Source organism: Sphingobacterium sp. UBA7631 (genome assembly GCF_002483935.1).
GTDB classification, from domain to species: Bacteria; Bacteroidota; Bacteroidia; order Sphingobacteriales; family Sphingobacteriaceae; genus Sphingobacterium; species Sphingobacterium multivorum.
In genome coordinates this window covers 36,241-59,783 of sequence record NZ_DLIX01000004.1, presented here as the reverse complement: position 1 = coordinate 59,783, position 23,543 = coordinate 36,241, and the positions used below count along the sequence as shown (strand labels likewise).

General features: G+C 38.3%; 24 protein-coding genes and 2 tRNA genes. 14 read left to right on the top strand and 12 right to left on the bottom strand.

Annotated features, from left to right (window positions below; translation table 11 throughout):
- The first annotated feature begins 221 nt into the window (after positions 1–221).
- Complete coding sequence (locus B3P16_RS05075) at positions 222–557, top strand: DUF3276 family protein (protein ID WP_070567815.1); 336 nt, start codon at positions 222–224, stop codon at positions 555–557.
- A 105-nt stretch (positions 558–662) separates the two neighbouring features.
- Here B3P16_RS05075 and B3P16_RS05070 read toward each other — a convergent pair whose 3' ends face one another.
- On the bottom strand, positions 663–1,496 hold the full coding sequence (locus tag B3P16_RS05070; RefSeq protein WP_070567813.1) for an alpha/beta fold hydrolase: 834 nt from the start codon (positions 1,494–1,496) through the stop codon (positions 663–665).
- A gap of 187 nt (positions 1,497–1,683) precedes the next feature.
- Between B3P16_RS05070 and B3P16_RS05065 the strand changes: the two genes are divergently transcribed.
- The 8 genes from B3P16_RS05065 (at position 1,684) to eno (ending at position 7,716) form a co-directional block, all read left to right on the top strand.
- Positions 1,684–1,757 (top strand) — tRNA-Arg (locus B3P16_RS05065).
- A 172-nt stretch (positions 1,758–1,929) separates the two neighbouring features.
- Positions 1,930–2,003 (top strand) — tRNA-Arg (locus B3P16_RS05060).
- Between the two features lie 74 nt (positions 2,004–2,077).
- Complete coding sequence (locus B3P16_RS05055) at positions 2,078–2,647, top strand: adenylate kinase (RefSeq protein ID WP_046675448.1); 570 nt, start codon at positions 2,078–2,080, stop codon at positions 2,645–2,647.
- A gap of 36 nt (positions 2,648–2,683) precedes the next feature.
- The gene (obgE, locus tag B3P16_RS05050; protein ID WP_286841625.1) at positions 2,684–3,682 is read left to right on the top strand and encodes a GTPase ObgE; all 999 of its coding nucleotides are present in this window, start codon (positions 2,684–2,686) and stop codon (positions 3,680–3,682) included.
- 529 nt (positions 3,683–4,211) lie between these two features.
- Positions 4,212–4,568 (top strand): TM2 domain-containing protein, encoded by a 357-nt coding sequence (locus tag B3P16_RS05045; protein ID WP_046675450.1) that lies wholly within the window; start codon positions 4,212–4,214, stop codon positions 4,566–4,568.
- The gene (locus tag B3P16_RS05040) at positions 4,568–4,879 is read left to right on the top strand and encodes a DUF2752 domain-containing protein (protein ID WP_286841623.1); all 312 of its coding nucleotides are present in this window, start codon (positions 4,568–4,570) and stop codon (positions 4,877–4,879) included. The genes B3P16_RS05045 and B3P16_RS05040 overlap by 1 nt, the downstream gene beginning before the upstream one ends.
- Positions 4,880–5,107: 228 nt before the next feature.
- Positions 5,108–6,208 carry a glutamine-hydrolyzing carbamoyl-phosphate synthase small subunit gene (gene carA / locus B3P16_RS05035; protein ID WP_286841621.1) on the top strand — a complete coding sequence of 367 codons (1,101 nt, stop codon included), beginning with the start codon at positions 5,108–5,110 and terminating at the stop codon, positions 6,206–6,208.
- 212 nt (positions 6,209–6,420) lie between these two features.
- Entirely contained in the window at positions 6,421–7,716 is a 1,296-nt protein-coding gene (gene eno, locus B3P16_RS05030; RefSeq protein ID WP_046675452.1) for a phosphopyruvate hydratase, read from the top strand.
- Between the two features lie 121 nt (positions 7,717–7,837).
- On the opposite strand, the gene B3P16_RS05025 is transcribed toward eno, so the two are convergent.
- Genes B3P16_RS05025 through B3P16_RS05015 form a run of 3 tightly spaced genes read right to left on the bottom strand, consistent with a single transcriptional unit; the run spans position 7,838 to position 10,565 of the window.
- Entirely contained in the window at positions 7,838–8,725 is an 888-nt protein-coding gene (locus tag B3P16_RS05025; RefSeq protein WP_070567803.1) for a DUF72 domain-containing protein, read from the bottom strand.
- A gap of 1 nt (position 8,726) precedes the next feature.
- Positions 8,727–9,917: an MFS transporter gene (locus B3P16_RS05020; RefSeq protein WP_286841620.1), complete on the bottom strand. Its 1,191-nt coding sequence runs from the start codon at positions 9,915–9,917 to the stop codon at positions 8,727–8,729.
- A 6-nt stretch (positions 9,918–9,923) separates the two neighbouring features.
- Entirely contained in the window at positions 9,924–10,565 is a 642-nt protein-coding gene (locus B3P16_RS05015; protein ID WP_286841618.1) for a YceH family protein, read from the bottom strand.
- A 157-nt stretch (positions 10,566–10,722) separates the two neighbouring features.
- On the opposite strand from B3P16_RS05015, the gene B3P16_RS05010 reads away from it, so the two are divergent.
- The 3 genes from B3P16_RS05010 to B3P16_RS05000 are packed head-to-tail and all read left to right on the top strand — an operon-like array spanning position 10,723 to position 13,797.
- Positions 10,723–11,628 carry a histone deacetylase family protein gene (locus B3P16_RS05010; RefSeq protein ID WP_070567797.1) on the top strand — a complete coding sequence of 302 codons (906 nt, stop codon included), beginning with the start codon at positions 10,723–10,725 and terminating at the stop codon, positions 11,626–11,628.
- Positions 11,629–11,638: 10 nt separating this feature from the next.
- A complete protein-coding gene (locus B3P16_RS05005) occupies positions 11,639–12,697 on the top strand; it encodes a nucleoid-associated protein (protein WP_286841616.1) in 1,059 nt (352 codons plus the stop codon).
- Positions 12,698–12,717: 20 nt separating this feature from the next.
- Positions 12,718–13,797, top strand: coding sequence for a DUF3810 domain-containing protein (locus B3P16_RS05000; RefSeq protein WP_286841614.1), 1,080 nt, complete (start codon positions 12,718–12,720; stop codon positions 13,795–13,797).
- A 66-nt stretch (positions 13,798–13,863) separates the two neighbouring features.
- Here B3P16_RS05000 and B3P16_RS04995 read toward each other — a convergent pair whose 3' ends face one another.
- Both B3P16_RS04995 and lpxB read right to left on the bottom strand, forming a co-directional pair.
- Positions 13,864–14,499, bottom strand: a complete 636-nt coding sequence (locus tag B3P16_RS04995; protein ID WP_046675459.1) for a hypothetical protein — start codon at positions 14,497–14,499, stop codon at positions 13,864–13,866.
- Between the two features lie 57 nt (positions 14,500–14,556).
- Complete coding sequence (gene lpxB / locus B3P16_RS04990) at positions 14,557–15,672, bottom strand: lipid-A-disaccharide synthase (RefSeq protein ID WP_286841612.1); 1,116 nt, start codon at positions 15,670–15,672, stop codon at positions 14,557–14,559.
- 231 nt (positions 15,673–15,903) lie between these two features.
- Here lpxB and B3P16_RS04985 point away from each other — a divergent pair, with 231 nt between their 5' ends.
- Positions 15,904–16,209, top strand: coding sequence for an FtsB family cell division protein (locus tag B3P16_RS04985; protein WP_070567789.1), 306 nt, complete (start codon positions 15,904–15,906; stop codon positions 16,207–16,209).
- An 86-nt stretch (positions 16,210–16,295) separates the two neighbouring features.
- Here the strand turns inward: B3P16_RS04985 and B3P16_RS04980 are convergent, their stop codons facing one another.
- Positions 16,296–17,006, bottom strand: coding sequence for a DUF4397 domain-containing protein (locus tag B3P16_RS04980; RefSeq protein WP_070567787.1), 711 nt, complete (start codon positions 17,004–17,006; stop codon positions 16,296–16,298).
- Positions 17,007–17,332: 326 nt separating this feature from the next.
- Between B3P16_RS04980 and B3P16_RS04975 the strand changes: the two genes are divergently transcribed.
- Positions 17,333–17,701 (top strand): YkvA family protein, encoded by a 369-nt coding sequence (locus B3P16_RS04975; protein WP_053003880.1) that lies wholly within the window; start codon positions 17,333–17,335, stop codon positions 17,699–17,701.
- 54 nt (positions 17,702–17,755) lie between these two features.
- Here the strand turns inward: B3P16_RS04975 and purH are convergent, their stop codons facing one another.
- From purH to B3P16_RS04950, 5 genes are all read right to left on the bottom strand, one after another.
- Positions 17,756–19,282 carry a bifunctional phosphoribosylaminoimidazolecarboxamide formyltransferase/IMP cyclohydrolase gene (gene purH, locus B3P16_RS04970; protein ID WP_286841610.1) on the bottom strand — a complete coding sequence of 509 codons (1,527 nt, stop codon included), beginning with the start codon at positions 19,280–19,282 and terminating at the stop codon, positions 17,756–17,758.
- A 122-nt stretch (positions 19,283–19,404) separates the two neighbouring features.
- A complete protein-coding gene (locus B3P16_RS04965) occupies positions 19,405–20,043 on the bottom strand; it encodes a uridine kinase family protein (RefSeq protein ID WP_046675464.1) in 639 nt (212 codons plus the stop codon).
- A 32-nt stretch (positions 20,044–20,075) separates the two neighbouring features.
- Positions 20,076–20,999 (bottom strand): LysM peptidoglycan-binding domain-containing protein, encoded by a 924-nt coding sequence (locus B3P16_RS04960; RefSeq protein ID WP_286841608.1) that lies wholly within the window; start codon positions 20,997–20,999, stop codon positions 20,076–20,078.
- A gap of 11 nt (positions 21,000–21,010) precedes the next feature.
- Positions 21,011–21,766, bottom strand: a complete 756-nt coding sequence (locus B3P16_RS04955) for a hypothetical protein (RefSeq protein ID WP_286841606.1) — start codon at positions 21,764–21,766, stop codon at positions 21,011–21,013.
- A gap of 162 nt (positions 21,767–21,928) precedes the next feature.
- Positions 21,929–23,521, bottom strand: a complete 1,593-nt coding sequence (locus B3P16_RS04950; RefSeq protein WP_286753755.1) for a hypothetical protein — start codon at positions 23,519–23,521, stop codon at positions 21,929–21,931.
- Positions 23,522–23,543 lie beyond the last annotated feature (22 nt).

The following is a 23,543-nucleotide window of genomic DNA, read 5'->3' as shown; positions in this document are numbered from 1 at the left end:
CTACATATTTGCTTTAGGTAATACAACTTATATTTTCGGTAAATGTAATGATTTCGTCGGTAAAAAATCTTGTTGTTTAATTTTTATCTAGCCTATGTTAGGAAGGGGAACTGCCATTTTTATGCGTAATTGTCTTTTTTTTTAATATTATTTGGTGTATTAAAATGAATTATTATATATTTATCAAAGATTAAGATTACTTTAAACTTAAATAACAACCAATGGGAGATTTTGAAAACAAAGAACGTGAAGAAGTTTTTTCAAAAAAGGTGAGAGCAGGTAAGCGTACTTATTTTTTTGATGTAAAAGCAACTCGATCGAACGATTACTACATTACTATCACAGAAAGCAAGAAACGCTTTGAGGATGGCCAGTTTATTAAGCATAAGATTTTCTTATATAAAGAAGATTTTGAAAAGTTCGCTGAGGGTTTGACAGATGTAGTTAATTACATCAAGTCTAATCAGGAAGTAATCGAGAAACGTTATGAGCCTAACTTTGATGATGCATACGCTGAAGAAGCGGGTGTTCGGTCAAAAGATGATTTTTCGTTCTAGTATTGTAGAGCGAAATCTGAATGAAAGAAAGAAATAAAAGCCACTGACGTGGCTTTTTTTGTTGTTTTTTATATCCGATGTTGCACTTGGCGACCAAAGTGATGGTTACAATGGTATATTTCGCAGGAAATCATTTAGCACGGCATTGAATTTTTCGGGTTCCTCGAGATTCGGCAAGTGCCCGGATTCTTCAAACTCCATATAGCGGACGTCGGGTATATTTTCGATAAGAATATTTGTTTGTTCTTCGCTCATCATCTTGTCGTGTTTCCCTTTTATAATCAGTGTTGGGATAATAATGGTCTTCAACGAATGGGTTGTATCTGTTCGTGAAGCAAGAGCAAGTTGTGTCGCACAAATGCTGGCGACTTCATTTCTGCGAATACAGCTTTTGATGAGTTCAACAGCTTCGGGGTTTTCACGGATTGTTTTATCGTGAAATACATTCGCGATAAAGCCAATGGCAAACGGTCTTCTGCCATATTTTAATAGCGCCTGAATGGAATCAAAACGCTTTTGTTTGCTTTTGTTGTCGTCGGAAAGGGAATTCGTGTCACAGAGGATAAGTCCTTTGAGTTGTTGGCCGATCAGTTCATAGGTCCTGAGTGCAATGTAGCCGCCCATAGAAATTCCACAAAGGACGACATGATTGAGGTCGAGTTTACGAATAAATTCCACTAGATCTTTGGCAAAAACATCGACGGAGAAAAAACCATGTCCATTGGTGCTTAGTCCATGTCCGCGAACATCAATGGCGATGCCTGTATAATCTTCGTCGAGTTGCAGGAGCTGCTGTTTCCACGTGTTTTTGTTGAAGGGAAAACCATGGATGAAAATGACTGTTTTTGGAGCGGGGTATAATTTGCTAGGGCGAATATAATAGGAGATACTGATATCTCCGATGCGAATTTTACTGAGTTTTAATTCTCTTTTGCTCATGAATGCTAACATTTGTCCGTGTCTGAAAAAAAAAGTTGATATTTTAAATATAATATTATCAACGAGATAAAAGAAATGTTGTTGTATAAAGTTTAAAAAAGAGAAAAAATGTTTGTTAAATCGATAAATATAACGATATTTGCATCACCAAAACGGAAAAGGATAACAGATTTGTTTTGGTTGCCTAGCGCTCCTAGCTCAATTGGATAGAGCATCTGACTACGAATCAGAAGGTTAGGGGTTCGACTCCCTTGGAGTGCACAAAGAAAAGCCAGTCAATTTGATTGGCTTTTTTGTTTTTAGTAACGTTGTTGCAAAGCTGTCGATGGTAAAGGGAACTTCTTTTTGAAAAAAAATTTGTAAAAAAACGAATTCTGACTATATTTGCGTCACCAAAACACATGGGACAGAGTTCTAAACGTAATGGTTTATTGCGCTCCTAGCTCAATTGGATAGAGCATCTGACTACGGATCAGAAGGTTAGGGGTTCGACTCCCTTGGAGCGCACAACTGAAAAGCCTAGTCATCATCTGTGATTAGGCTTTTATTTTTTAACTCGTTTTAATTTCTTAAATAAAACTATGCTAAACCTTGTAATATTTGGCCCTCCGGGTGCAGGTAAGGGAACCCAATCTGCAAAGCTTATTGAAAAATATCAATTGGTTCATGTTTCAACTGGTGATATTTTTAGAGCACACATTAAAGGTCAAACGCCACTTGGTCAACAAGTGAGCCAGATTATTGCTGAGGGAAATTTAGTGCCAGATTCGATTACGATAGCAATGCTGGAAGAGGAAGTAAAGAAAAATCCGGATGCAAAAGGATTTATTTTTGATGGATTTCCTCGTACTGTTGCTCAAGCTGAAGCATTGGATGCTTTTTTAGAAGGTATCAATACATCAATCTCGGTCGTAATCGCACTGGATGTGAATGAGGATGAATTGAAAGCACGCATCGCTAAACGTAAGGAAATTTCTGGTCGTGCGGATGATGATGCGGATAAATTGGTGAAGCGTATCGATGAATATTTCACAAAGACGATTCATGTGTTGCCGTATTACGAGGCACAAGGCAAGCTTTCTAAAGTGAATGGTATCGGCGATATCGATTCTATCTTTAAAAGTTTGACTGATATCATCGATAATTATTAATTAAGATAAGTATTTTCTAGACTGTAATAAATTGTAATGGCGCAAGGTTCGAATTTTGTTGATTATGTGAAAGTGTGTTGTCGTTCTGGACATGGTGGGGCAGGTTCGGCTCATTTGCACCGTGACAAGCACACCGCTACTGGTGGACCCGATGGTGGTGACGGCGGTCGTGGCGGACATATTATACTGAAAGGAACGACTAATCTCTGGACGTTACTCCATTTAAAATATCGTAAACATATTATCGCGTCAAACGGTGAGTCTGGCGGTAGTTCTTTGCGTACCGGGGCAACCGGACGTGATGAGATCTTGGAAGTGCCACTGGGTACGATTGCAAAGGATGCGGAGACGGGAGATGTATTGTTCGATATCACAGAAGACGGTGAAACCAGAATATTGGTTCCGGGTGGAAAAGGCGGGCTGGGCAATTGGCATTTTAAGTCGCCGACACAACAGACACCACGGTTTTCGCAACCTGGTCTTCCGGGGAAAGAGCAGTGGATGATTCTCGAATTGAAGGTTCTTGCTGATGTTGGATTGGTTGGATTCCCGAATGCAGGTAAATCAACGTTGTTGTCCGTGGTCTCTGCTGCGAAACCAGAAATCGCGAATTACCCCTTTACAACACTGGTGCCTAATTTGGGTATGGTGAGCTACCGGGATAACCGTTCTTTTGTTATGGCCGATATTCCGGGTATTATCGAAGGGGCTTCGGAAGGAAAGGGATTAGGGTATCGTTTCTTGCGGCATATCGAACGAAATTCTGTTTTGTTGTTTATGGTGCCGGCCGATACAGATCGGACAATCCGGGAGGAGTACGCCATTCTATTGAATGAACTGACTGCATATAATCCCGAGTTGGCAGATAAACCTAAATTGCTGGCTATTACCAAGTCTGATATGCTCGATGAGGAACTGGAGAAGGAAATGGAGCTGGAGCTGCCGGAAAATGTACCCTATATTTTCATTTCGTCGGTGACCGGTAAAAATATATTGCCATTGAAAGATATGATCTGGAAAGCAATCAACTCTTAAGTTTAAATACATAAACAGAAAAGGCGCCCCACACCGTGGGGCGCCTTTTCTGTTTATGTTAATTACGAATTTCTATCCTTAAACTTTCATTGCCCCCAGTTTTAGTGGTAACGGCAACTGGCTGATTTAAGAAACGCATTACAACTGACTCATTCAGCCACCAACTTATCCCTAATCCCAATTTTCAATCAGTTTTTAGTCAGTATTTATTCACTGTTTATTCAGTCTTCACTGAGCAAGCACTGAACAAACACTGAACGAACACTGAACAAGCACTGTTAAAAAGACGAATTTGATTCCTCCGTATTTCTAATTTTCTGCAACTAAAAATTAAAAGAAAAAAGCTGCGATTACGAAGCAAAAAGATCGCTGTTCTATAGTAATAGGTCATTTTAACGGGAAGATGAACTAGCGCACAGCATTGTGCTCCAAAAAATGTATGTTTTTTAAGTTTTTTTATTAATTTCAACCTATTATTTAATCCCTGATGGACGACTGTTTTTCAGTTCCATCGCCAAACTAAATCTAAATGAAAACAGAAGACGAAAAGTATTGTGTAGAGTGCGGTAAGTTAATCAATATCAAGGCGGAGGTGTGCCCATTTTGTGGTGTGAGACAGCCTATTTTTTATGCTAACCAACCTTTTCAACAGCAAAACAACACCTTTCAGGATGACAGGTGGTTACCAGCACTGTTATTTTGTTTTTTTCTCGGCCCTTTTGGAGCGCATCGATTCTACTTGGGGCAAATTGGTACTGCTGTTATTCAGCTGCTTACCTTGGGGGGATGTGGTATCTGGTATCTAATCGATTTGATTATGATTATTGTCGGAAAATATAAAGATGCCAACGGTAATTATATCAAGAGTCCAATTAACAATAATTAATGATTTCGCTCGTCCTGAAATACCTTAAATGTCATTGGATATATTCGTTGGTGCTAGGGTATTTCGGGATTGCCATTGGCTTGTATCTTCTTACAGATATCCATATCCTTATTCCCTGTCTTTGGAAGAGTATCAGTGGTTCTGATTGTCCCGGTTGTGGGTTAACAAGAGCCTTTATCGCCTTGCTGCGGATGGAATGGCAAGAAGCTTGGTTAGAAAACCCGCTGATTTATATGCTTGTCCCATTATTGACTGTGCTGATTTTGAGGGACTTTATTCGGTTTCGGGAAGTCCAATCAATGGAAGGATAAAAAAATAAAAAATGTTTTCACTTTATAAGTGATATGTCGTAACTTTGTCTCCCGTGAAAATTAAAGTAGAGTCTTTACTGGTAGGTGCCTTAGGAAACGGTTTGTCAATCGTAATGATGCATTGTTAATTGATATTTAGCCCATTTGAGGGCTTTTTTTATATCCAGTCAAGAAGGCTTTAAAATTCATAAAAGTAAGGATACACATTTTTATAATATTACATCGATAATGACCAACTACAGCAAATTGCCTGCAATTTTAGTTTTAGAAGATGGTACAGTTTATCACGGTAAAGCCGCTGGTAAAATTGGTACGACTACTGGGGAGATCTGTTTTAATACAGGAACAACTGGTTATCAAGAGATTTTTACAGATCCATCTTATTTTGGACAAATCATGGTAACGACCAATGCGCATATAGGTAACTATGGTATTGATGCGGATGATACCGAATCAAATCAAATTCAGATTGCTGGATTAGTTTGTAAAAACTATAACATCAACTACAGCCGCAAAATGGCTGATGAATCGATCCAAAGCTACTTTGAGGAAGGAAATTTAGTTGGTATTTCTGATGTGGATACCCGTTCATTAGTGCGCCATATTCGTGATAAGGGGGCGATGAATGCGATTATTTCTTCAGAAACATTGGATGTTGAAGAATTAAAACGTCAATTGGCGGAGGTTCCTTCAATGGATGGTCTTGAATTGTCTTCGACAGTAACGACAGCTGAGCCTTATTTCTTCGGTAATGAAAATGCTTCGTTGCGTGTTGCAGTTTTGGATTTGGGAATCAAGAAAAATATCTTGCGCAATTTTGAGGCTCGTGATGTATATACAAAGGTTTTTCCTGCGAAGACAACATTTGAAGAAATGGAGCAGTGGAATCCGGATGGTTATTTCATTTCCAATGGTCCTGGCGATCCGGCACCGATGGATTATGCTATCGAGACTGTAAAAGCTATTTTAAACGCAAATAAACCGATGTTTGGTATTTGCTTAGGTCACCAGATTTTAGCATTGGCAAATGGCATCCGCACAAGCAAGTTGCATAATGGACACCGTGGTATCAACCACCCCGTGAAGAACATTATCGCCAACCGTTGTGAAATTACGTCGCAGAACCACGGTTTTGGAGTTGTGGCTGAAGATATCCAAAATTCTGAGAACGTCGAAATTACACATGTTAATTTGAATGATCAGTCTATTGAAGGTATCCGTATCAAAGGACAGAAAGCATTTTCGGTGCAATATCATCCAGAATCATCACCGGGTCCACATGACTCGCGCTACTTGTTTGATGATTTTGTAGCAATGATCAAAAACTAAATTGCACAATATTCTATAAAAAACCCTTCAGATTTTGAAGGGTTTTTTATTGTTTTTAGTTGAACAGTTATGCCGATGGAGCATATTTTATTTCATAATAAATAGGGGAATAAATACATTTTTTATTATATTTGATTGTGAAAAATGTCTGTAGATAAGAGTGTGTCTTATCTACACTAAGTAATGAAAATAAATTATAGTCTAATAAAGAGATGAGTTTAATTATCGATGTTCATGCGCGTCAAATTTTGGATTCGCGCGGTAACCCTACAATTGAGGTAGATGTTACTACACAAAATGGTTTTGTTGGTCGTGCAGCTGTTCCTTCAGGTGCTTCAACTGGTATTCACGAAGCAGTAGAATTACGTGATGGTGACAAGTCAAAATATCTAGGAAAAGGTGTTTTGAAAGCTGTTGAGAATGTAAACACTAAAATTGCAAAAGCGCTAGAAGGTGTAGATGTTTTCGAGCAAAATGCCATCGATAAAATCATGATTGATTTAGACGGTAGCGAAAATAAAGGAAACTTAGGCGCAAATGCTATTTTAGGAGTTTCTTTAGCTGTAGCGAAAGCTGCTGCACAAGAGTCACGTCAACCATTATACCGTTATATCGGTGGTGTAAATGCGAACACGTTACCTATTCCTATGATGAATATCATCAATGGTGGTTCACACTCTGATGCACCTATCGCATTTCAGGAATTTATGATCATGCCTGTGGGTGCGCCTTCATTCTCTGAGGCTTTGCGTTGGGGTACTGAGGTTTTCCATACGTTGAAAAAAATCTTACATGACAGAGGTCTTTCAACTGCAGTAGGTGATGAAGGTGGTTTCGCGCCAACTTTTGAAGGTACTGAGGATGCTATCGAAACAGTTTTGAAAGCGATTGAAATTGCCGGTTACAAACCTGGTCAAGATGTTTGTTTAGCGTTGGATTGTGCTTCTTCTGAGTTCTACAAAGATGGTAAATACGATTATACTAAATTTGAAGGTGATAAAGGAGCTGTGCGTTCTAGCGAAGAGCAAGCAAGCTATTTGGCTGAATTAACAGCTAAATACCCTATTATTTCTATAGAAGATGGTATGGCTGAAGATGATTGGGCTGGTTGGAAAACATTGACTGACAAAATCGGTGACCATGTTCAATTAGTAGGTGATGATCTTTTTGTTACCAATACAAAACGTCTTCAACAAGGAATCGATACTCATACAGCAAACTCAATTTTAGTGAAAGTAAACCAAATTGGTTCATTGACTGAAACAATCAATGCGGTTACTTTAGCTCAAAATTCTGGTTACACTTCTGTGATGTCACACCGTTCGGGCGAGACTGAAGATGCGACTATCGCTGACTTAGCTGTAGCACTGAACTGCGGTCAGATTAAAACTGGTTCTGCTTCACGTTCTGATCGTATGGCTAAATACAACCAATTGTTACGCATTGAGGAGGAATTGGGTGGTAATGCACGTTTCATCGGTAAAAACTTTAAATACGCTAAAAAATAAGCGAAAGCTTATTTTTTATATAAAAAGCCGAAGTATTTTCTACTTCGGCTTTTTTTGTGGGCAAAATATGCTGAATGATTTTTTCTATAGTTGGCTTTAGCACCGGAACTGATATCCTGTCTTAGAATAATGTATTTCCTGTGTTTTTGTTGGGATAGGTTAGATCCAAGTCGAATGTTGTATTCAGTTTTTTGATAAAATGTGTTGCCAGTAATGGCGATTCTATCTCAATATTCTGGTGGATAAAGAAATACAGTTTTTGCAACCCGTTTTCGCGCCATAGTTTCAGCACATCGATCCATTGATCTAGGCGATCGTAATCTGACGCGTGGTTGGCACCTACATACCGTATAAAAGCAGTCGGTGTGGTTAAGCGCATATGGAGCATGTCTCTACGGCCTGCGGTATCGACCAGTACGTTGGTCACGTTGGTTTCCTCCAGCAGCGCATAGAGTTCTTTTGTTACTTCGGGTTTGGAAAACCAATCTTTATTTCGTACCTCTAAGGCTAGAGGGACTTCTTTTGGCCAGTCATGAAGAAATAGTTTTAGACGGGCCATATCCTTTGGACTATAATTGTCGTGCATCTGTAAAAAGGCCATTCCCAGTTTCTCATCGAAATGAACAATGGAATCTGTAAACAACTTCACTTTATCACCCGTATTTAATAATCTGCTAAAATGGCTGATGGATTGTGGGATTTTTGGGAAGAACTTGAAGTTGGAAGGTGTTTTCTTTTTCCAGGTTTCTACCTGGTCTATGCCGGGCGAATTGTAGAATGTGGCATTGAGTTCAATGCTGTTAAATTGCGTGGAGTAATAAGCAAGTTCGTCTTTTGTACCTCTGGGGTAAAAGCCTTTTAAATCTTGTTTATTCCATTTTGCACAGCCTACAAATACCTCAAAAGATTGATCGTTTTTGAAATGCTGTAATAGGGTTAAGGTTTCCGGTGGAGTAGGAGGAAGGGTAAAATCGATTTCCTCCGGATGTTCAACTTGGCCGAATTTCATATTAGTTTTTTCTTAATTTATAATCAAATAATAGATGAGCCAACAGTGACAATACCGTATAACATGTGCCTACGACAATAACACCGGGCCATTGGAAGTGTTGCCATGCTTGTGCAGCAAAAAAAGTGCCTGTTGATCCGCCAATAAAATAACTGACCATGTATACGGTGTTTAGTCGGTTGTTGGCCCCGAGGTTCAGCGCATAGAAATCGCTTTGATTTAGGATGTGCATCGACTGTAGACCAAGATCAATGAGAATAACACCAAGAATGAGACCCCAATAGGTATAGCCAAAGAGGGTAAATAATAACCAGCTGAATAACATCAATAAGATCGCATATAAGATGATTTTTGCTTTGCCTATATAAATGGTTAGTTTATTGACAAAAGCAGCGGCAAGCGCACCACAGGCACCTACGAGACCAAAGGCTCCAGCAGTTGCGGGGCCATCAAAAAAAGGTGGGGCCGAAAGATGGAAAACAAGCGTTGTAAAAAATGCAGAAAAAGCCCCAAATCCCATGGCTCCACGAAATGCAGCCAACTGTAATACAGGTTGTTTCCTGGCAAAGTTCCAGACTGATCGCATCAATTCCTTATAAGAACCTTTAAAATTAGGCAGTACCTCCGGTAGCTTGAATGCTATGGTGATGGCTGTAATGACCATAATTGCTGAGGCTATCCAGTACATTTCGCGCCATCCGAAGTAGGAGCCGACAAACCCGCTTACAACCCTAGATAGTAATATACCAATCAGCAGGCCCGACATGACCATTCCGATCGCTGAAGCCTGCTTTTCTTTGCTCGCAAGCTCGGCGGCCATGGGCACAAAAACCTGCGGAATAACAGATGTGAAACCTATCAAAAAGCTGAATAGCAATATGGATAGGATAGAAGTGGACATGGCCATACCTACCAAAGAAAAAATAATGAAAAAGAAATCGATCAAGATCATTTTTTTTCTTTTAAACATATCCCCTAAAGGAACGATCAGTAACAGGCCAAAGGCATATCCGATCTGCGTTAACATGGCCGAATTACTGACCGTAGCCTCGTCAATATGTAGGTCTTTGGCAATCAGGTCCAATAATGGTTGATTGTAATAATTATTGGCGACAACCAAGCCTGTGGCGATGGTCATCAGCCACAAGGTTGCTTTGGATATTTCGTTTTCGGAATCTATTGTTTGCGACATGAGCGACTAATGTAATTCATCCCAGAGATCCTGAAATTTTTGTTTCAATGCTGCAACTTCCTGTTCCAATTGTCCAATTCGTTCGAGTGAGGTCTGGTCGTTCGAGGAGCTGCCTGCAGGAACGCTATTTTCATACGCTTCCAGGTTGATATCTCCTAATAAATGAATATAGCGGACTTCTTTATGCCCTATTTGTTTAGGCAGGGACTTCAAGTAGCCTTCTTGTGCCAATTTTTCCAATTGTTCATTGATTTCGCCCAATGATTCAAATTCATAAAGTCTTCCAGAGTTTGAATTAATTTCCCCGGCGGTCATTGGTCCTCTGAGTAGTAATAAGCAAACAATGGTTAATTCGGAAGGAACCAGTGGAAATTGTATGGCAAAATTGTGTTTATACTTTGTTACGCGAGATCCTCCGCCAACAACTGTCGAGATTAAGCCCTTTTTCTTTAATATATCCAATGTAGCGATAATATCTTCTTCTGTATATTGTACAACCGGTTTGCGGGAAGTCTTTTGATTACAAGCAGCTTGTAAGCTGTTGATTGTCATTGGATAATATTCTGGGGTTACTTTTGATTTTTCGATTAGTGAGCCTAGTACACGTTGTTCCATGGCAGACAATTGGGGCAAATGAGTTGTTTCCATTTATCTTGAAGAATATAAATTTATGATTGAATACAAGTATGCTGTTAAGCAACGTAACATTGGCTTGCAGTTTGTTCCTTCTCAAAGATGCCCTTTTTCTCCTACAACTCCAAAAGATCTTTTTCTTATCTTCGCATGAGTAATAGAAGATTTTAAGGTGCTTAAGATAGCTTTTCGTCAAGAATTTGTCCATCCCGTCAAAGAGGGGCATCGATTTCCGATGCTGAAATACGAGTTGATTCCTTTACAGTTAAAACATGAAGGGCTGGCAGATGAGTCAAGTTTTTTCAGTCCTGAACTAGCAAGCTTTGAGACATGCTGTTTGGTCCATGATCCAGTGTATGTAAAGCAGTTGTTTGAGCTTACTTTGGATTCGAAAATGATCCGTAGAATAGGTTTTCCATTAAGTCAAAGCCTTGTTGATCGGGAGCGATATATCTTAGATGGGACGATCCGAAGCGCCGCATATGCACTTGAGTATGGTGTTGCTTTTACCATTGCAGGGGGGACACATCATGCCGGTTATGATTTTGGTGAAGGCTTCTGTCTGATGAACGATCAAGCGACTGCCGCCGGGTACCTGTTGAAGCATAACTATGCAGGTCGTATCCTTATTATTGATCTGGATGTACACCAAGGAAATGGTACTGCGCATATTTTTGAGGGGCATAATCAGGTGTTTACCTTTTCAATGCATGGCGAGAAAAACTATCCCTTTGTCAAACAGCGTTCCCATTTGGATATCGGCTTGGAAGATCAGGTTACTGATGCGGAATATCTCACTTTATTGGAAGAAAATTTGGTTGATGTGTTCCGGAAATTTGAGCCTGATTTCGTTTTCTATCAGGCTGGAGTAGATATTTTACAAACAGATAAGCTGGGGAAATTGAATTTAAGCAGCAGTACCTGCCGTCGAAGAGATGAATTGGTCTTTCATATGTGCCATAAACACCATATCCCTATTCAGGTAAGTATGGGGGGAGGTTATTCTCCTGAAATTAAAGATATTGTCAATGCACATTGCCAGACTTTTAGAATAGCAATAGATTTATATAATTTATAAGATAAGAAATATGTTTTTTCACCAAGATGCAACTTTTGAAGCGTTATCCATTCATCGTGTAGGCAATAAAGCGCAAGATGAATTTTATATTTTGTCGGATGCCCCGGTATCTCTTGAACGAGATGAAGTGTTACCTGGACTATTGATGCAGTATTTTATGAGTCCTTTTGCAAAGGTGAATGAGGTATATCGCTTATATCATCCGAATGGAGAGCTGGAACTGAATGAGATTTTCTATTTTGCAAGACAGTATTTTAAGGAGCAGCTTCCATTTCACGATTTTTCCCAACAAATTTCAAAACACCTTTATGAGGTATCCAGCCATCCAAAAATTAAAGCTGGGGAGGTGTACGTAGTTGCCTTAAAGAATGTACAGATCGAAGGGGAAGAACATGATGCCATTGGTATATTCAAATCGGAGAATAAAGAGACTTATTTGAAAGTATATCCGGAGCAAGGTGCTTTTATGTTGGAATATGAGCAGGAGGCGATCAATATCAATAAACTGGACAAAGGCTGTATTATTATCAATGTAGAAGAAGAAGAAGGTTATAAGGTGCTGGTTCTCGATCAGACAAACCGTCAACAGGAGGCAGTATACTGGAAAGATGAGTTTCTACAGCTGCGCGTGCGTAACGATAACTTCAATCAAACAGGGAATTATCTAAAAGTCTATAAGAACTTTGTTCAGGAAAAACTAGATGAGACATTTGAACTGGAGAAAGCGGACAAAATTGATTTGATGAACAAATCCATGAATTACTTTAAGGAAAAAGAAACTTTTGTCCAAGAAGAATTTGAGGAGGAAGTACTGGGCAATCCGCAGGCTATTGCTTTATTTCAGGACTTTAAAGCTGGTTTTGAAAACGAATTTGACTCCCCATTTCAGGCAAGTTTTGAAATAGCAGATAAAGCGGTGAAAAAAATGGAATCTTCTTATAAGTCTGTTTTAAAGCTGGATAAGAATTTTCATATCTATGTTCATGGCAAACGTGAATATCTTGAGAAGGGGTACGATGAGGATAAAGGCATGAATTATTACAAGGTCTATTTTGAGAACGAAAGTTAATCGTTTTATAGCTTATTTGAATGGAGAAACGCGATAAAATAGCTGTTTTCACGGTAGTATTACTTCTGATTGGAATTTTTATTTTCTCCTTGGTTGAGCAACATAGCCAATGGATTGAGGCGTTTTATGCACGCGGGTTTTACCGTTCCTATAGTCATGTGCCAAGATTTATTTTTGGGTATGTTCCCTTTAGTTTAGGTGATCTATTTTATGTCCTAGTCGTTGCATTTCTACTCTATTCAATTGCTAAATTAATCGGAAATTTATGGAAAGGAAGATGGAAAAGTTCTTTTCGTTCGGTTTTGACTATGATCAATTTGGTATTAGGTCTCTATTTTTTCTTTTACCTATCATGGGGTATGAATTACTATCGTGAACCAATCAGTATAAATGCCAATTTGAAAGTTGATAGCTTAAAGTTAGCGGATTATCTCGTGGTTTTGAATGGGTTTTTGGACAGTACAAATAATCTGCGGGAACATGTGGATCCATCCGAATGGGAAGAGCATAAAGAAACTATTCAAAGGGATTTGAATACATGGGTACAACAGGATACGGCTTTTGCAGATTTCCTGTCAAGAGGTCAAATTAGGGCAAAATCACCCATAAATAGCAGGATAGTTTCTTTTTTTGGTGTCTCAGGTTATTTTAATCCGTTCACTCATGAAGCGCATGTTAATAAAGCCATGCCGGTAACCTTTTTACCTTTTACTACAGTGCATGAACTTGCGCATCAACAGGGAATTGGTTTTGAAGACGAGGCGAATTTTATCGCTTTTGCTCGCTTACAGCGACATCCACAGATCTTTTACCGATATTCGGCTTATCTACAGACCACACTGTATATGTTACGTGAACTGCAGGTTATGTATCCTGATTTAGGAAAAGATTACAAGGGAAGATTAAGCGCAAAAGTATTGAACGATATGGAAAAAGAAAGGTATTTCTGGAGTCAATACACAGGTTGGGTCGACGATGTGATGGGATTGTTTTATAATCAATACCTCAAGCACAACAATCAACAGGAAGGCATAGCACGATACGATCGGATGACACGGTTGGTGTTGGCCTATGAGCTTAAAAGAAGAGGCTGTAGATAATAATGAGCCCATTAAAAAAGGCGTATTAGAGAATAATACGCCTTTTTTATGGATTAAGGAATTTTGTTATTGTGTTGAAATTAGTTCAAATGTACCTTCAGTTCCGGCACTGCCCGAATAAATTTGCCCTTGAGGCAAGCCTCTCAATCCGGTGGGAGCGGTTTTAATCCGATCATAGATGTTTCTCAAGTCCGTGTTTGCATTGACAGCCCGCCCACCTGCTGCAACATCTCCATAAATATAATTAGGCGCTTTTTTATTTGTTGTCTGAGGTTTAAGGCTACCAGTTGTTAAATTGACTTTAATTTTTCCTCCGTTACCATTCGGAAAAGTTTTGGTGCCATTAAAAGCGTCATCTCCCTTTGCAATGATATAAAGAGAACCTAATTTTTGAAAATTAGCATTGATGTCAAAATTTGCACCATTATTCTTTCCATCTGTTCCATAGATGGTTGCTTTATTTCCAATTTCAGCATAACCAATTGTTAGCTTGACATTTTTCTTACCATAGAACGAAAGGGTAGAATTGTCTTTCATGATTAAGGTATCGATGTGCATGACAACAGTAGAGTCTCTATTATCGATATTTTTTTTCGCTTTTTTGCCAATTTCCAGTTTAGAAATATGTTGTGTTTCTTGTGCTTTCCCAGTGAAGGTCATTGCAAAGCAAAGAAAAAAGCCTAGAATAAATTTAAATTTCATAAAACTTTTAATTAATTGTAACTAACTAGTAGTTTGACAAATAAAAGGTAAAAGAGTTTAAAATTTAGCGAGATATTTTACAATTAATTTGGCCGTTTTCTCTGATGCGCCAGGAGAACCTAGCTTTTCGGCTAAAATATCATAGTTTTCCATCACACTTGCACGGTGAGCTTTGTTATTGATAAGTTCACCTACTTCATAGGAGATATCGTATGCCGTGCATTCGTCTTGAATCAATTCCCGTACTGATAAGAAATTGTTAATTAGATTGACTAGTGAGATAAATTTAACCTTGATGACTAATTTGGCAATCCATACCGATATTGGGTTAGCTTTATAAACGACAACCTGAGGTACTTTCAAGATACCTGTTTCGAGTGTAGCCGTTCCACTCGTTACGACTGCGGCTTCTGCGTTATGGAGAATGTCGTAGGTTTGATTGAAGATTACGGGAATATCAATACCTTTAAAAAATTGCTTGTAGTAGGCTTCATCAAAATTAGGCGCACCGGCAATGACAAATTGATGTACAGGAAAGAAAAATGGAAGTTCGGCCATGATGGGAAGGAGGTTGGCAATTTCCATTTCGCGGCTTCCGGGTAAAAGGGCGATCAAGGGTTTTTCTGAAAATCCATGCTGCTCCCTGAACTTTGGGTTGAATTGATAGGCTGAAATCGCATCCAACAGCGGGTTTCCAACGTAATCAACGGGCATGCGCCACTTTTTATAAAAATCTACCTCAAAAGGCAGAATACAAAACATATGGTCGACAATCCGTTTGATTTTCTTTACGCGGCCTTGATTCCAGGCCCACACTTTAGGGGAAATATAATAACATGTTTTGATGCCATTTTTTTTTGCAAAATCAGCAATTTCCAAATTGAAGCCAGGGAAATCTATAAGAATGACGGTATCCGGTTTTTCTTTCAATAGATCATTTTTAACAAGTTTGAGATTCCTAGATATCTTGGGCAGATTTTTTAAAACCTCTATAAAGCCCATAAAGGCCATTTCTGAAGTATGTATCAACGCTTTTTTTCCCGCCTCTGCTTGCATGAGATTGCCCCCTACGATTTGGAAAGTCGCATCGGGGTCTTCAATTTTTAATTCTTTAATAAGATTGGCACCATGTAAGTCTCCTGAAGTTTCACCTGCAATAAGATAGTATTTCATATGTCAATGATTTTATTCTTTATGATCTTATGAGATATCTTTTTTTCGTTAAAACTGCGTTTAGTCTTAACCATGGATATTTCATTCAAATGATCGTTTTTGAACTGTTAAAGATAAGATTATTCTAGGTATATGATGAATTCGAGCATATTATTCCATATCTTTAATTAAAGATGTTCAAGTTTTGAAGAAAATATCCGAAGTATAAAAGGTAAATAGTAATTTTGTCTTATGCAACGATTGTGGTCCTTAATAAGAAATAAGTATTTGTTAGCCGCTTTGGCTTTTCTCGTGTGGATGTTGTTTTTTGATCGAAATGACTTTGCCACGCAGTATAGTTATCAAAAGCAGAAAGCGAATTTGGAAAGTGAACGCTCCTTCTACCTTAAGGAAAATGCGGCTATCATTAAAACAATAAACGATATTCGATCAAATCCGCAGGAAGTACAACGTATTGCACGTGAGAAGTATAAGATGAAAAAAGATAATGAAGATATTTATGTGATTACTAAAGTAGCACCTAAAGAGAATCATTAAGATCTACGATATGATATAAAATGAGAAACAACGGCCATCATGTTTACATGACGGCCGTTGTTATATAGTATATAGATATGGGTATTTTAATTTGCGGCTTGGGCTACTAGACCAATATATAAAGGTTTCTTTTCATCATTAGCCTTGCCTATGAGTATTAATGAATAATAATAACCTTCAACCAATTTAATGTCGCTACGTGTTGCGATAGTTTTTCCGGCTTTATCACGAGCGGTGACAGTGAATGTGCCACTCTTTTGAGCAATAAATCCCTGATGGGCACTTGCTGAATTTTGTGTTTCTTGTGCTCTATTGGTCCATTCTGAGGGGGAAGCCTGATCGCCTATTTTCAGGGTAACTAAATCTGTACCTTCAGCAAGATTAAAGAAGCGTAAACCAGACTCTGTATTTTTGATGTCTTTATTGATTCGATCTGTTGTGATCACCTGTACGGGTTTGGCTTTAGTTCCAAATAAAAAGGATGTATAGATGGTGCTATCTTTGATTGTTACAGTTGTATCCGTTAATTTCGTGTTATATTCAGCGGAGACTGCAATTCTACGTGCTCCTGTAAATAGCCCAATTTGAGCATAACTCTTGAATCCCAATGGATAATTAGGGTTTTGAAGCGGGCCGCCGTCTGCAAAATATATAACTGCATTGGCATCCGTGTATCCATTAACCATGGTAAGCAATGCGGCAGGAATTGGCTGGTCATCGTTATCTTTTAGACAGCTTGTTAAAAAGAATGCCGCTAAAGCAATAGCAATAAAATTAAATAATCTATAGTTTTTCATAACCGTGTAATATTAAAATTTGTTTTTGTGACTCACATTGCGCTTGTGTTGTCTATTATACGGAGATGACTGACACTTTGCTACAGCGATTTGTAAAAATAATAAAAATCCATATTCAGACCTCGTTTTTTATTCCGATGACCGTTGTAAATGAATATATAGAGTAGTTGGTTGGACCGGCAGCGGATCAATAAGGGTTTCTAGGCAAAATTTAGTCGGTGTGAGGGGAGGGATTTGGTTATGTCCGCTGCGCATTCTGATTCTGGTTCGTGTTTGGTTTAGCGCGAGGATTTGGATTGTTAAACTAGTAATCCTAATTTTGAAGTATGAACAATAGAATCAAAAGAATTGCGAAGGGAATGTTTGAGCAGTTTAGGCATCGTAAAATTACGGAATCTGAATTTGTACAGGCGGAGGCAAAAGCGAGGAATCTAGGAGGCTATATGGACGACTTCAACGTATTAATTGCGATGTGTAAGGACACCATTACGGGGAAGTATAAAATGGACAAATGGAATTTATCGATTATTATTGGAACGATACTTTATGTGGTTTCGCCAATTGATGCAATTCCCGATTTTATTCTCGTGGGCGGGTGGATCGATGATGTGGCCATTGTGGGTTATGCGATTCGCAAACTCAGCGCTGAGATGGAACAGTACAAGCGTTCAAAGTTTCCTGTCGAAACGAGATAAATAAAAAAAGCTACTTTTCTAAAGTAGCTTTTTTTATTTATTATTGAAGTTCAATTAGTGCTTAAAGTGTCTAACACCTGTTGTCACCATGGAAATTCCTTTTTCATTGGCCATATCAATTGATAATTGATCTTTAATTGAACCACCAGGTTGTAACACGGTTGCTATTCCAGCTTCCGAAGCAATCTCCACACAATCAGGGAAAGGGAAGAAGGCATCAGATGCCATTGCACAGCCTTTAAGGTCAAAACCGAAAGAAATTGCCTTCTCAATAGCTTGTTTCAATGCATCTACTCGAGACGTTTGCCCTACGCCTGAAGCCAACAAAGTACCATTTTTAGCAAATACGATTGTATTTGACTTGGTGTGTTTTACAATTTTGTTCGCAAAATAAAGATCCTCCAGTTGTTCTGCAGTTGGCTCTACTTGTGTTACCGTAACCATTTGTTCAGGTCCTTCAATCGTATTGTCTTTATCTTGAAGAATGACGCCGTTCAATAAAGTTTTGAACTGTTGGCCAGGTAATGTAACCTCTTTACGAACCAAAATAATTCTGTTTTTCTTTGCGGTAAGTATATTGATCGCTTCTTCAGAATAAGAAGGTGCAATCAACACTTCGAAGAATAATTTATTAATCTCTTCAGCTGTTGCAGCATCAACTTGACCATTCGTTATTAAGACTCCACCGAAAGCTGAAACAGGATCACATGCTAAAGCATCTAACCAAGCTTGTTTGATTGTTGACCGTGAGGCAACTCCACAAGCATTTGTGTGTTTTAAGATCGCGAATGTAGGCTCTGTGAACTCATCAATCAAAGCAACGGCAGCATCAACGTCAACCAAATTGTTGTAAGATAGCTCTTTACCGTTCAATTTGTCAAACATCTTATCTAAGTCGCCGAAGAAAATACCTTTTTGGTGCGGGTTTTCACCATAGCGCAACACCTGCGCTTTTTGCTCAGATTGTTTAAAAACCTGAAGCGGATTTTCTTGATTGAAATAGTTGAAGATTGCCGTATCGTAATGCGAGGATGTATTGAATGCACGTTTAGCAAATTCTTTACGTTGTTCCAACGACGTATTACCTTCTTGGTTTGCTAGTATTTCTTCCAATTCTTTGTAATCATTTTTGGAAGAGATAATAACCACATCGTTAAAGTTTTTAGCGGCAGCGCGTATCAATGAAATTCCACCGATATCTATTTTCTCGATAATATCTTGTTCCGATGCACCGGAAGCAACAGTTTCTTCAAAAGGATACAAATCCACAATAACCAAATCGATCTCAGGTATTTCATACTGAGCAAGCTGTTGTTGATCCGACTCAAGCGGGCGGCGCGCCAAGATACCGCCAAATACTTTTGGATGCAATGTTTTTACACGGCCTCCTAAAATAGAAGGGTAGCTGGTGAGGTCTTCAACTGGAACAACATCTATACCTAAATCTTTGATAAATGTTTCTGTTCCACCAGTGGAATAGAAGGTAACACCGTATTTGTTTAATAATTCAACTAAAGGAGCGAGGCCGTCTTTATAATAGACTGAAACCAATGCATTTTTAATCTTTACAGGATGGTTCATTATGATGGATTTGTTTCGTGGCGCAAAGATAGGTATTTAAAATCTTGATATCAATAAATCAAGTACTTTAAATAGAAAGGAGAATCTGTTTACGAGATTCTCCTTTCTAGATTGTTTTAATTTTATACCAAATTGAGCTTTAATTTTAGCTCTTCAGAAATTTGGTTGGTGATTTCCCAGATTGGCTCTGGTTCATCGGTATTGTTAAATATGACCTGATCGCAAGTGTCCTGATACGGCAGTAGGTACTCGTTGTAGGAGGGTAGAACATGGTTTACCCATTTGTACATGACATCATCTTCAAAGTATCCCCGTTCGACCAAATCGCGGTGTAAGCGTCGTCTTAACGCGATATCCTGATCAGCGCTTAAAAATATCTTATGATTGATTAAATTATTTATCTCTGTATAATAGAAAATGAATAGACCTTCAATAATTAAAATAGGTGCCGGTTTAATCTCTAATATTTTGGGTGTTAATGAAGGGTTGTTAAATGTATACTCTTCCTTATATATTGTCTCACCGTTAAAGAGAGCCTTGATATCTTTATAAAAAGCATCTCTGTCGATTGATGTCGGAATATCGAAGTTATAGAGCCTGTTTTCCTCCTGAGTTTTAGTATTGGCAGGGATGTAATAATCATCTTGGGAAATTAAGGTCACCTCATGTGGGTTAAAATGTTTTAAAAAGCTATTTAAAAAAAAAGTCTTCCCAGAACCACTACTTCCGGCAATTCCTATGACATACGGTTTGTTATTCATTCTTACTATGCTATAAAAGCTATTTTATTCTGTTAATTTTCTAGAGGTAATCCATACGCAATTTCAACCTGGAAGCGTTTATCAAGTGCGCCTATGCTCGCGGCGGCAGACTTTGACAACACGACAATTGCATTTTGGTTTTCGGCATTATCATTAAATTTACCGACCACTTTTGCATAAGTCACACTTTTGGTCATTGGGTTAGTAATTTTTAAAATAGTACCTACTGGAGCTGACTTATGAAGAGCGAGGTTGCTTGTACCTTGAGATGATAGCCCATCAATCCAGACGCCAATACCACGTTCGGACTTTTCACGTATTCCGTAGCGGTTTGTTGAAATTTGATTTTCTTCTTTATCATCACCGTCAGTAGAATCGGGGCTTATAATTTCGATTCCTTTAGGTTCAACTAATTTTGGCCGTTCAGGAGGCAGGGGCTGATTGGGGATCATGAGTTTCATTCCACCGCCAATAACATTATTTTTTAAGTTATTTGCTTTTTTGATGTCTTCAACAGAAATACTGAACCTTTTAGATATGGCATAAAGTGTCTCTTTCTCACCAACGATATATTCCGTGAAACCTTCTTGCTGCTGCGGATTACGCGGATTTTGCACTGTCGTATTTCCACGGTCATTGTTTACTGTTGACTTCGCTTTTCGACCTGTTGGAATCTTAACAATTTGACCCAGGCTTAATGTTCCATTACCGTTTATTTGGGTCAATTGGCCTACCGTCGTTTTATACTTTTTACTTAACTGGTAATAATTATCTCCTTTTTCAATTTTGAACAGCACGTATTCCTCACCATTGATTGCTTCTGTTCCTACTGAATCAGGGATAAAATCAGCGCGTAAAGAAGTTGAGTTTTTTGCTTCAACTTGTTGAACAGCTAATATCGCGATGGATAGAATAGCTATCTTTTTATATGTCTTTAATTCGAATAAAACTTTCATATATTTTGCAATTATACTAAATACGAAACAAACTCCCGTTTATTATCTGTCAAAAGGAATATTTGTTCGTGAATAAGAAAATAAATGTTGAAGAGCTTTAGTTCCAGCTTGGAAACTGCAATAATAGACTCTGTCAATGTTTCTCTTGTGGATTGCACTAGCCTGATTTGATAACAATTGTTTCTGTCTTTTTCATAGAAAGCCCAAATAAAGTAATCATTTACTGTATTTATCCAGATTTCACCATCAATTGGGAAATCCTTCAAAAAAAGGGGTATTTCACCATTGTAGATAATAGGATAGACGAGCTCGCTAGCATAAGGTTTAAAGAAAATTTCATTTTTGCTTTCAATCGACATCGATTGGAGGTTCAAAAATAATTGGAAGCCTTCTGCTATTACTTTTGGTCTAATAAGCACGCCTTGATCAACCATACCGATGAATATGTAGTTGAACCAGGTTTCTTGAAGCTGCGGATTGTAGCAATCGATTACCTGTATGCCTGCGTCAATAGGTGAATTATTGGCAATCTTTTTAAGTATTAATTTTTTGCATTGAATTCCTGCTAGGACCCACTCTTTGGCTATTGCCTTGAAGTCTTGTAATACGTAAGTTCCTTCAAAAGTGATGACATTAAAATAGGGAAAGGTATCATCTGGATTTCTTGTCTCTATAGCGATCAATTTATTCTCCGCATCGATTTCTATCCGCCAAATGGGGTATGTAAAAACGAAATTGAATGCTTTTGAAATTGTGTGATTTGCCATGTAATTTTCAATCCAAGGGGACAAACTTAGATAAAGTTACTTTTATATACAAGTATAATCACGCGTAAACTGATTTTATCGTGTTTTATGTTTGTTTTAAACAATATTTTTCTCAAAAAAAAAGTCCAGACATAGCTGGACTTTTTTTGAGAAAAATACTTCTTAAAATTTAGAACCAATTGTTAGTACAACATTAGTCCGTTGATTTTTTATATCGGCTACCGGACTAGCATTATTCCAGTAGTTCTCATTAATCAAATACGGGCTTTCTTTGTAGTTGACTGCATTATACGCACCGGTCAAATCAACATACATGCCGCGGCCAAGTTTAGCGCCGATACCTAAAGATGCTGTATAATTCGTGTAGTCTGCATTTTTATAGGGGTTGCCACTGTAATTGAAACCAGCTCTTCCGCTGAATACATTATCAAACATCACTTCACCACCAATTCGGGCATTAAATGCACCTTGGTAAGTATCTTTGATGTTTTGATTCATGTTCTTTTCTAACGTTTTACTGTAATTTCCCACATCTTTAAAACGCATAGCGGCATAGTCTACCCATTCGACATCAGCCGTTATTAATCCTCTTGAGAATAATTGGCTTGCCCCAAGAGACAATTTATAGGGTGTATTCATGTTATACTCCAAGTAACTGTGCCCTGCGTCATCACTGGTTCTATACTCTTTAAATGATTTGTCTTCATTTGGTCTGAAGTAACGGAACTCAGAATTGCTATATGATTCATCCCGGATGCTCATAAATGTAGGTGACTTAGCAGTGAATCCCATGCTAAACGTTGGCGTAAATTTATAGATTACCCCAAGTTTAAAGTCTACACCGGTACCATCAGTGGCTTGCGCATAATCATCATATAATTCATAATCTTTATCCAACATGGCATACTTTTGGGCATTGGTTGGTTTTAAAAATTCTGAATCTTTGTTGATGGCTTTTAATTGGTCGGCGGTCATTGTTTGACCATATTCAGTAAACCAGCTGGAATTGTCGTACGTAAACGCAGTGAAACCTAAAGAGGCTCCCAAATACAATTTGTTGCTATAATTCGCACCAAATGACAAAACAGATTCGGATTTACTACCTTTTTCTAAGATCGAGTTTACTTGATTAAAGCCATTTTTTCCATCAAAAGTTCCGCCAACAGTAATTGGGATATAGGCACCCGCATTTTTGGGGTCTACGTCGAATAACAAAGAGTTGTTATAGACTTCCTGACCCCAGCCTTGAGTTCCTCCGACATCTGAAAGACGGTCTGAATAAGCATCTGATATCGAACTCGTATTATTTACTCCTCGATATTCTAAAAGGTTGTTATAGACGTAATTTCGGTTGTAAGCAATACCAACATTGAAATTTAACCAGCCTCGATCTAAGTTTCCGCCATTGCGGTAAGTTGGTAAGTGAAAAACAATTCCAGCATTATCTAAGTTGAAATTGTTCTTGCTACTGTTTGAATTTTGACCAAAATAGTCGGTTTTGTTTTTATTGTTCAGGTACCTGCCAGTTACTGATATATCAGACTGATTGAAGTAACCCAAACCTGCGGGGTTACTCGTAATCGAACTTATATCTCCACCTAATGCGGTAGATGCATTTCCCATGGCCTTAAAACGAGCTGTTCCGCCATTGTCCCCTTGGGAGAATAAAAGTACATCTTTCGTATATTGCGCTTGAGTAGTCCCTGCTGCACCTAAAACGAATGCAGTTCCAAAAAGTAATTTTTTGATTGTCATATGCTAAAATATCGTCAATAAT